Consider the following 9,342-nt stretch of genomic DNA (forward strand, 5'->3'; position numbering starts at 1 on the left):
GCCTTAAACAGGTTTAGCCCCCATCAACCCGGCAATCGCCACAAACCCCACCAGACTGACCACCGCCAGCACCAGGGTGAAGTTCAGGCTACCGCCCTCGCCTTTGCGCAGGCGATTAAGCCGCGCCACCAGCCAGAACCAGGCCAGCGCCGCCACGGTGTAGAGAATGCTGGAACCCAGGATCCAGGTCTGCCCCAGTGGCCAGCCGATCAGGTGCACCAGCCACCAGCCGGTAAACGGCATGCTCACCAGGCAAATGCCCATCAGCAGCCAAATGAACGCCCACGGGCGTTGCACGGTCGCCGCCGGGCCGGCGCTGCGTTTGCGCCAGGCCAATACCGCCAGCCCGAGGCCGCTGAGCAGCAACAACACGGTGGCGGTGATGTGGATAACCTTGAGGGTGGTCAGCGTTTCCATGGTTTCGATTCCTTAAAGGCCGCTCAGTCAGCGTAGTCGCTCAACCGAGGAACAGCTGGTAGGCCGGGTTTTCGCTTTCATCCCAGTATGGGTAGCCGATTTCCGCCAGTGCCGCAGGCACCAGATGACGCTCGTCCGCCGGCACTTGCAGACCCGCGACCACACGACCGTCGGCCGCGCCGTGGTTGCGGTAGTGGAACATGGAAATGTTCCAGCGCCCGCCCAGCTTGTTGAGAAAGTTGAACAACGCCCCCGGACGCTCTGGGAACTCGAAGCGAAACACCAGCTCATCGCTGACTTTGGCCGCGTGCCCGCCGACCATATGGCGAATGTGCAGCTTGGCCAGTTCGTTCTCGGTCAGGTCCAACACCGGAAAGCCCTGGCTGGTGAGGCTGGCGATCAACGCGCTGCGCGGATCGGTTTCCGGGTGGGTCTGCACGCCGACGAAGATATGCGCCTCGCTGCCGGAGTGATAGCGGTAGTTGAATTCGGTGATCTGGCGTTTGCCCACGGCTTCGCAGAACGCCTTGAAGCTGCCCGGCTTCTCCGGGATGGTCACCGCGATGATCGCTTCGCGGCCTTCGCCCAACTCAGCGCGCTCGGCGACGTGGCGCAAACGGTCGAAGTTGACGTTGGCACCGGAATCAATGGCCACCAGGGTCTGCCCGCTGACGCTACGGGTCTCCACGTACTTCTTGATGCCCGCCACACCCAATGCACCCGCAGGCTCGGTGATGGAGCGGGTGTCGTCGTAGATGTCCTTGATCGCCGCACAGATTTCGTCGGTGCTGACGGTGATCACTTCATCTACATAGTCTTTGCAGATGTCGAAGGTGTGCTGGCCGATCTGGGCCACCGCCACGCCATCGGCAAAGATACCGACGGTTGGCAGTACCACACGCTCGCCGGCAGCCATGGCGGCTTGCAGGCAGTTGGAGTCGTCCGGCTCCACGCCGATAATCTTGATCTCCGGACGCAGGTATTTCACATACGCCGCAATACCGGCGATCAACCCGCCACCGCCCACCGGTACGAAAATCGCATCCAATGGCCCTGGGTGCTGGCGCAGGATTTCCATCGCCACGGTGCCCTGCCCGGCAATGGTGTGCGGATCATCGTAGGGGTGGATGTAGACGTAGCCTTTTTCGTCGACCAATTTCAGCGAGTAAGCCAGTGCTTCCGGGAAGGAATCGCCGTGCAAGACCACTTTGCCGCCGCGGGAGCGCACGCCTTCGACCTTGATCTCGGGAGTGGTCTTGGGCATCACGATGGTGGCTTTCACCCCCAGCACCTTGGCCGCCAGGGCCAGCCCCTGGGCATGGTTGCCCGCCGAGGCCGTGACCACGCCGCGCGCACGCTCTTCGGCGGTCAGTTGGGTCAGCTTGTTGTAGGCGCCGCGAATCTTGAACGAGAACACCGGCTGCAAGTCTTCGCGCTTGAGCCAGACCTTGTTGCCCAACCGCTCGGAGAGCTGGCGAGCGGTCTGCAGCGGAGTTTCTACAGCAACGTCGTAGACGCGCGAGGTGAGGATCTTTTTGACGTACTGTTCAAGCATCGGCGGGCTTCTACTTTCACGGTTTGGCAGGGCCAAGGAGTCTAACCCGGCTTTTGACCGGACGACCACACGAATCCCGAGGTTTTGTTGGGTTATACTCGCGCCCCTCGATAACTCCCCGCCCGTTCCGGAGCCCGCATGACCCAGGATCAACTCAAACAGGCAGTGGCCCAGGCCGCCGTCGATTTAATCCTTCCCAAACTCGACGACAAGAGCATCGTCGGTGTCGGCACCGGCTCCACCGCCAACTGCTTCATCGACGCACTGGCCCAGCACAAGGGCGCGTTCGACGGCGCCGTGGCCAGTTCCGAAGCCACCGCCGCACGCCTCAAGGGCCATGGCATTCCGGTGTACGAGCTCAACACCGTGAGCGACCTGGAGTTCTACGTCGACGGCGCCGATGAAAGCGACGCGCACCTGAACCTGATCAAAGGCGGCGGCGCAGCCCTGACCCGCGAGAAGATCGTCGCGGCCGTGGCCAAGACCTTCATCTGCATCGCTGACGCCAGCAAGCTGGTGCCGGTGCTCGGTGCCTTCCCACTACCGGTAGAAGTGATCCCGATGGCCCGCAGCCACGTAGCGCGCGAGCTGGTGAAACTGGGCGGCGACCCGGTGTACCGCGAAGGTGTACTGACCGACAACGGCAACATCATCCTCGACGTGTTCAACCTGCAGATCACCAACCCGGTGGAGCTGGAGACGCAGATCAATGCGATCGTCGGTGTGGTGACCAATGGTTTGTTCGCGGCGCGTCCTGCTGACGTGTTGCTGCTCGGCACCCCGGAAGGCGTAAAAACCCTCAAAGCCTGACGCTCACCAGGCTTTTTTGTGGGAGCTGGCTTGCCTGCCTCAGTTTGACTGACAGACCGAGGTGCCTGTATCGCAGGCAAGCCAGCTCCCACATTTGATCCTCGCCACTCTGAGGATCGGATTCATTTCTTGAAGACGTAGAACAGGTTCGGCTCGCTGACGAGGTACAGCGTACCTTCGTCATCCATGGCGATCCCTTCGGCCTGGGGCACCCGTTTTGTCAGGCCATGGCGCCCGTTCAGCAGTGACAGACTGCTCAGCGGGCGACCGTCGATGTCCAGCTCCAGCACCAGGAACGACTCATCCGAGAGCGCCAGCAAATGGCCGCTGCGCTCGTCGTATTGCAGGCTCGACAGGTCTCGCACAAACAGTCCCGCGTCACGCTTGGGGTTGTTGATCACATGCACCGAGTAGGTTTTTTCCGGCTTGAAGTGGGGAAAGCCACGCACCTCGTAGATCAGCATCGGGTCGCGTTCTTTGGCCACGAACAGGCGCTTGCCCACCGAATCGTAGGCCAAGCCCTCGAACCCTTTGTTACTGCCGCTATGCACACCCAGGGTCATCTGCTCCGCATCGGCGGCATCGAGAAATTCAGTGTCGTCGTTCACATGCACCTTGATCAACCGCTGCTGGCGCTCATCGCTGATCACATAGATGTTATCGCTGATGAACTCCACGGCCTCGGCATCGCCAAACCCGATCAGCGGGATACGCCGCACAATCGTGCCGTCCAAGGACAACTCGATCAGCTCTGGGTTTTTATTGGTCACCGTGAACAGGCTTTTGCGCACCGGATCATAGGTAAGCGCCGAGACGTCATCGTTGAGCCCTTCGATGGCCTTGGCTTCAAGGATGACACGGTAATCGGCCAGGCCAATGGAGCGCTCGCTGGCCGGATGACGCCACGTCTGAAGGTTGAACCAGGCCCGTTCAAACAAGCGAAAGTGCTGGGCGACCAGCCCGGCGACCACCAGGCTTGTCAGCAACAGCACGAAAAACGCGGATTTGGGACGGGCGAGTCGACGCATCAGGGAGTCTGTTTCTGTTTTTCGAAGCGATAGAACAAGTTCGGCTCACTGACCATATACAACGTACCGTCCTCATCCATCGTGACACCTTCCGCACGCGGGATGGTGTGCTTGAGGCCGTTGAAACCACCGAGCAGGACCATGAAGCTGACTTGCTCGCCTTTCTCATCCAACTCCAGAAGCAGATGGGAGTCAGCCGAAAGCGCCAGCATGTGCCCAGTACGTGGGTCGATGGCCAGGGCTGACAGGTTGCGCATGTCCAGCTCGGTGCTGGCGACCTTTTGCTTGTCGCCCGTCAGCGTGCTGCCGTCGCTTTTCCAGGTAAACAGCGCCGGTGGGCGCTCTTCGCCGAGCACGATTTGCTGGTTGCGCTTGTCCCAGGTGACCCCCTCGAAGGCTTTGTTCTGATCCTTGGACGGGCCCAGGTCATAACTGGTGAAGTCTGCTTTGTTCAACTGGGTGGTGGTCGCGTCGACCTTGACCACGGTCAGGCTGTGCTCACGCTCGTCCACCACGGCCATCAGGCCGTTTTCCATCACCGTCACACCTTCCGGGTTGTTCCAGCCATTGAGTGGCATCTTGCGCAGCACATCGCCTTGCAAGCTCAACTCGACGAGGAACGGGTTCTTGCCCATTACGGAAAACAGGGTCTTGGTCTGCGGGTTGTAGGAAACATCCGAGGCTTCGTCCTTCTCCATACCCGGTAGCAATTTGGCGTCGATCACCGCACGGTAGTCGGGCAACCATACGCTGGCTTGGCGTTCGGCCGGCGTTTCGAAGCGCTCGGCAACCCACAGCAGGCCCCGATCATCCCAGTGCATTGCCCAGGAAACGCCGTAGATAATCACGCCAACCAGAAACAGCCAGGAATACCAACGCAGGGCAAAACGCGAACGAAGCTTAGGTTTCGAGGTGGGGAGGGACACGGCCATTGAGTGCTTTCCGAAAAGACAGCTATAGGGCATAGCACAGGATCAGAAAGCCCGCGCGCAGGAGGTTGCGAATTATCCGGATGGCGTGTGAAAAAAATGCAAAAAACCCAATTTAGCGGTAACACTTAGATCAAATGTGGGAGGGACTTGCCCCTTCCCACATTTCTTACCGCGTTTTGCCAGGAAGTCAGCAAACGCTGCTTTCGAAGCGGCTCACGCCCGGCAATTCCAGCACCAGCTCATCACCGACATTCAACGGGCCCACGCCGGCCGGGGTGCCGGTGAGGATCACGTCACCCGCCTGCAGCGAGAAGCAGCCGGCCATGTGCTGGATCATCGGAATGATCGGGTTGAGCATCTGCGAGCTGTTGCCATCCTGGCGCACTTCGCCGTTGATGGTCAGGCGAATGCCGATATCGGTCACGTCCGAGAAGGTGCTGCCGACCACAAACGGCGCAATCACCGCCGCGCCGTCAAAGGACTTGGCGATTTCCCAGGGCAGGCCCTTGGCTTTCAGCTCGGCCTGCTTGTCGCGCAGGGTCAGGTCCAGGGCCGGGGCGAAGCCAGAGATGGCGTCCAACACTTCCTCACGGCTGGGCTTGGTCGATAACGGCTTGCCGATCAATACCGCGATTTCCGCCTCGTAATGCACCGAACCGCGCTCGGTCGGAATGGTAAAGCCACCCTCCAGCGGCACGACGCAACTGCCCGGCTTGATGAACAGCAACGGTTCGGTCGGCACCGGGTTATCCAGTTCCTTGGCATGTTCGGCGTAGTTACGCCCGATACACACCACTTTACCCACCGGGAAGTGGATGTTGGTGCCGTCGACATACTTGTGCTGGTAGCTCATGGAACGACTCCTACGGGGGCGGTTAAACAGCGAAGATCTTGCCGGGGTTCATGATCCCGTTCGGGTCGAACACCGCTTTGACGGCCTTCATGTATTCGATTTCAACCGGCGAGCGGCTGTAGGTCAGGTAATCGCGCTTGGTCATGCCCACGCCGTGCTCGGCGGAGATCGAGCCGTTGTACTTCTCGACGGTTTCGAACACCCACTTGTTCACGGTGGCGCACTTGGCGAAGAACTCGTCCTTGCTCAGGTTTTCCGGCTTGAGGATGTTCAGGTGCAGGTTGCCGTCGCCAATATGGCCGAACCAGACGATCTCGAAGTCGGGGTAATGTTCGCCGACGATCGCGTCGATTTCCTTCAAGAAAGCCGGCACTTTGGAGACAGTGACCGAAATATCGTTCTTGTACGGCGTCCAGTGGGAAATGGTCTCGGAGATGTACTCGCGCAGCTTCCACAGGTTGTGCAACTGGGTTTCGCTCTGGCTCATCACGCCGTCCAGCACCCAGCCCTGCTCCACGCAATGCTCGAAGGTTTCCAGGGCGTGGTTGGCGACTTCTTCAGTGGTAGCTTCGAATTCCAACAGCGCGTAGAACGGGCACTCGGTTTCGAACGGTGCCGGCACGTCGCCACGGCCGAGGACTTTGGCCAAGGCCTTGTCCGAGAAGAATTCGAAGGCGGTCAGGTCCAGCTTGCTCTGGAATGCGTGCAGCACCGGCATGATCGAGTCGAAATCGGTGGTGCCGAGCACCATGGCGGTGAGGTTCTTCGGCGCACGGTCCAGACGCATGGTGGCCTCGACTACAAAGCCCAGGGTGCCCTCGGCGCCGATGAACAGCTGACGCATGTCATAGCCGGTGGCGTTCTTGATCAGGTCGCGGTTCAGTTCCAGTACATCGCCTTTGCCGGTGACGACCTTCATGCCCGCCACCCAATTGCGGGTCATACCGTAGCGAATCACCTTGATACCGCCGGCATTGGTGCCGATATTGCCACCAATCTGGCTCGAACCGGATGAAGCGAAGTCCACCGGGTAGTACAGGCCCTGTTCTTCGGCAGCGTTCTGCAACTGCTTGGTGACCACGCCCGGCTGGCACACGGCGGTGCGGTCGGTGAGGTTCACGTCGAGGATCTGGTTCATATAGTCGAACGACACCACCACCTCGCCATTCGCCGCAACGGCGGCTGCCGACAGGCCGGTACGACCACCGGACGGCACCAGCGCCACCTTGTGTTCATTGGCCCAACGGACGATGGCCTGCACCTGCTCAATGGTCTTTGGGAAGACGATGGCGGTCGGCGCCGGTGCGAAGTGCTTGGTCCAATCCTTGCCGTAAGCCTCCAGGGAGTCTGCATCGGTCAGCACTTTGCCAGGCTCAACCAGGGTCTTTAGCTCATCAATCAGGGCAGGATGGGTCATCGACAGAACTCTCGAACAATTCATGGTCATCCTGAGAACGCTTCACGTCGCAGGAATAGGTGTTTAGCGGGGCGCGTATGCTAGCATACCGCCCCCGCAGGACAGAGCCCAAGGGCGTTTCTGCGGTGACGGCTTTCCTGCCGTCCGGGTCAGCTTGCGCTGCTCGATTCCCTGCCATTTTTCTCCGGGATACAGGTTTACGCAGATGAGCAAGACTTCTCTCGATAAGAGCAAGATCAAGTTCCTTCTTCTGGAAGGCGTCCACCCATCGGCTGTCGACGTTCTGAAAGCCGCCGGGTACACCAGCATTGAGTACATCACCAGTTCTCTGCCGGAAGCCCAGCTCAAGGAAAAGATCGCCGACGCGCACTTTATCGGCATTCGCTCCCGCACTCAGCTGACCGAAGAAATCTTCGATCACGCCAAGAAACTCGTGGCGGTCGGCTGTTTCTGCATCGGCACCAACCAGGTCGACCTCAACGCAGCGCGCGAGCGCGGCATCGCGGTGTTCAACGCACCGTACTCCAACACTCGCTCCGTGGCGGAGTTGGTGCTGGCCGAGGCCATCCTGTTGTTGCGCGGCATTCCTGAGAAGAACGCTTCCTGCCACCGTGGCGGCTGGATCAAGAGTGCGGCCAACTCCTTCGAAATCCGTGGCAAAAAGCTGGGTATCGTCGGCTACGGTTCGATCGGCACTCAATTGTCGGTCCTGGCTGAAGGCCTCGGCATGCAGGTGTTCTTCTACGACACCCTGACCAAGCTGCCATTGGGCAACGCCACGCAAGTGGCCAGCCTGACCGAGCTGCTGGGCATGTCCGACATCGTGACCCTGCACGTTCCGGAAACCGCTGAGACCCAGTGGATGATCGGCGAGAAGGAAATCCGCGCCATCAAGAAAGGCGGCATCCTGATCAACGCCGCACGCGGCACCGTGGTCGAACTGGACGCCCTGGCTGAAGCGATCAAGGACAAGCACCTGATCGGCGCCGCCATCGACGTGTTCCCGGTGGAGCCTCGCTCCAACGACGACATCTTCGAAAGCCCGCTGCGTGGCCTGGACAACGTGATCCTGACCCCGCACATCGGCGGCTCCACTGCCGAAGCCCAAGCCAACATCGGCCTGGAAGTGTCGGAAAAACTGGTCAAGTACAGCGACAACGGTACTTCCGTATCGTCCGTGAACTTCCCGGAAGTGGCCCTGCCGGCTCACCCTGGCAAGCACCGTCTGCTGCACATCCACCAGAACATCCCTGGCGTGATGATGGAGATCAACAAGGTCTTCGCAGAAAACGGCATCAACATCTCCGGTCAGTTCCTGCAGACCAACGAGAAGGTCGGCTACGTGGTGATCGACGTCGACGCCGAGTACTCGGACCTGGCGCAAGAGAAGCTGCAGCACATCAACGGCACTATCCGTAGCCGCGTGTTGTTCTAAGGTTTCAAGCGCACCACAAAAAAAGGGAGCCCCGAGGGGCTCCCTTTTTTGCATCTGAACAAATCTTACTTGACGTTAACCGTGATCACTTTCGAGGCTACAGTGGGCTCGAACTGGCGGTGCACGTTATCGCCCGCCACCAGTTGCAAGGTGTGCTTGCCTGGGGCCAGTGTCAGTTCGGTCTCGGTTTGCGCCTTGCCGAAGTGAATCGACGTGGCAGTAGCTGGAATGGCTTCATCTGCCTTGAGCGACGTCACGTCCTGGTCTACCAGCAGGTGATGATGGCCGGCGCCAGGCACCTGTTTGTCGATCGGCTCCAGGTCCAGGCCCTTGACGCCGAATTTGACGGTGAAGGTTTTATCGACAGTCGCGCCGTCTTTGGGCGAGACGATAAACACCTCGGCGCCTTTAGGAGCGGGCGTACGAGGGACATCAGCGGCGCTGGCAAACATCGAGGCACCCAGCAGCAGGCTGGCAATCGTTGCACGGGACAATAAGGCTTTCATTCGCTTCTCCAGTTTCTGCAGGAAATCTGTTGGGTTATGACAACTTCGCGACAAATTGCTGTCCAAGGCACTCAACACCATAGCAAAGCGATGCTGAACAAGGCCTCGCACACATGAATTCTTTAGGAGCGACCATGCGTTTCTCGCCTGGCCTGGTACTTTTACTGTCCCTTCTGAGCCCTTTGGCTCATGCCGAACTGATCGATGAAGTGTTTGATCGCGGTGAACTGCGCATCGCTCTTGAAGCCAACACACCACCCTTCAACTTCAAGGACGGCGATAAGCTAACCGGTTTTGAAGTGGAGTTGGGTGAACAATTGGCCAAGGAAATGGACGTACGCCCGTCCTTCATCACCACCGATGACAGCGATCTGTTGCCAGGCGTCGAG

Annotated in this window: 10 protein-coding genes; 3 read left to right on the top strand and 7 right to left on the bottom strand. The window is 59.6% G+C overall.

What is annotated here, in order from left to right:
• Positions 1-3 precede the first annotated feature (3 nt).
• Both ACRESD_RS06910 and ilvA read right to left on the bottom strand, forming a co-directional pair.
• A complete protein-coding gene (locus tag ACRESD_RS06910; protein ID WP_431750247.1) occupies positions 4-417 on the bottom strand; it encodes a DUF2269 family protein in 414 nt (137 codons plus the stop codon).
• Between the two features lie 40 nt (positions 418-457).
• Positions 458-2,002, bottom strand: coding sequence for a threonine ammonia-lyase, biosynthetic (gene ilvA / locus ACRESD_RS06915; protein ID WP_431750256.1), 1,545 nt, complete (start codon positions 2,000-2,002; stop codon positions 458-460).
• 108 nt (positions 2,003-2,110) lie between these two features.
• Between ilvA and rpiA the strand changes: the two genes are divergently transcribed.
• On the top strand, positions 2,111-2,782 hold the full coding sequence (rpiA, locus tag ACRESD_RS06920; protein WP_431750248.1) for a ribose-5-phosphate isomerase RpiA: 672 nt from the start codon (positions 2,111-2,113) through the stop codon (positions 2,780-2,782).
• Between the two features lie 122 nt (positions 2,783-2,904).
• On the opposite strand, the gene ACRESD_RS06925 is transcribed toward rpiA, so the two are convergent.
• From ACRESD_RS06925 to ACRESD_RS06940, 4 genes are all read right to left on the bottom strand, one after another.
• Positions 2,905-3,810, bottom strand: coding sequence for an SdiA-regulated domain-containing protein (locus ACRESD_RS06925; RefSeq protein WP_431750249.1), 906 nt, complete (start codon positions 3,808-3,810; stop codon positions 2,905-2,907).
• On the bottom strand, positions 3,810-4,742 hold the full coding sequence (locus tag ACRESD_RS06930; protein ID WP_431750250.1) for an SdiA-regulated domain-containing protein: 933 nt from the start codon (positions 4,740-4,742) through the stop codon (positions 3,810-3,812). Before ACRESD_RS06930 ends, ACRESD_RS06925 begins: the two co-directional genes overlap by 1 nt.
• A gap of 187 nt (positions 4,743-4,929) precedes the next feature.
• Positions 4,930-5,595, bottom strand: coding sequence for a fumarylacetoacetate hydrolase family protein (locus ACRESD_RS06935; protein ID WP_431750251.1), 666 nt, complete (start codon positions 5,593-5,595; stop codon positions 4,930-4,932).
• Positions 5,596-5,617: 22 nt separating this feature from the next.
• Entirely contained in the window at positions 5,618-7,012 is a 1,395-nt protein-coding gene (locus ACRESD_RS06940; protein ID WP_431750252.1) for an FAD-binding oxidoreductase, read from the bottom strand.
• A 205-nt stretch (positions 7,013-7,217) separates the two neighbouring features.
• Between ACRESD_RS06940 and serA the strand changes: the two genes are divergently transcribed.
• The gene (gene serA, locus ACRESD_RS06945) at positions 7,218-8,447 is read left to right on the top strand and encodes a phosphoglycerate dehydrogenase (RefSeq protein ID WP_431750253.1); all 1,230 of its coding nucleotides are present in this window, start codon (positions 7,218-7,220) and stop codon (positions 8,445-8,447) included.
• Between the two features lie 65 nt (positions 8,448-8,512).
• Here serA and ACRESD_RS06950 read toward each other — a convergent pair whose 3' ends face one another.
• Positions 8,513-8,953, bottom strand: a complete 441-nt coding sequence (locus tag ACRESD_RS06950; RefSeq protein ID WP_431750254.1) for a DUF4399 domain-containing protein — start codon at positions 8,951-8,953, stop codon at positions 8,513-8,515.
• A gap of 134 nt (positions 8,954-9,087) precedes the next feature.
• On the opposite strand from ACRESD_RS06950, the gene ACRESD_RS06955 reads away from it, so the two are divergent.
• Positions 9,088-9,342 (top strand): transporter substrate-binding domain-containing protein (locus ACRESD_RS06955; protein WP_431750255.1); only part of this gene is annotated, 255 nt, incomplete at its 3' end.

This window comes from Pseudomonas sp., from assembly GCF_050739995.1.
Classification (GTDB): domain Bacteria; phylum Pseudomonadota; class Gammaproteobacteria; order Pseudomonadales; family Pseudomonadaceae; genus Aquipseudomonas.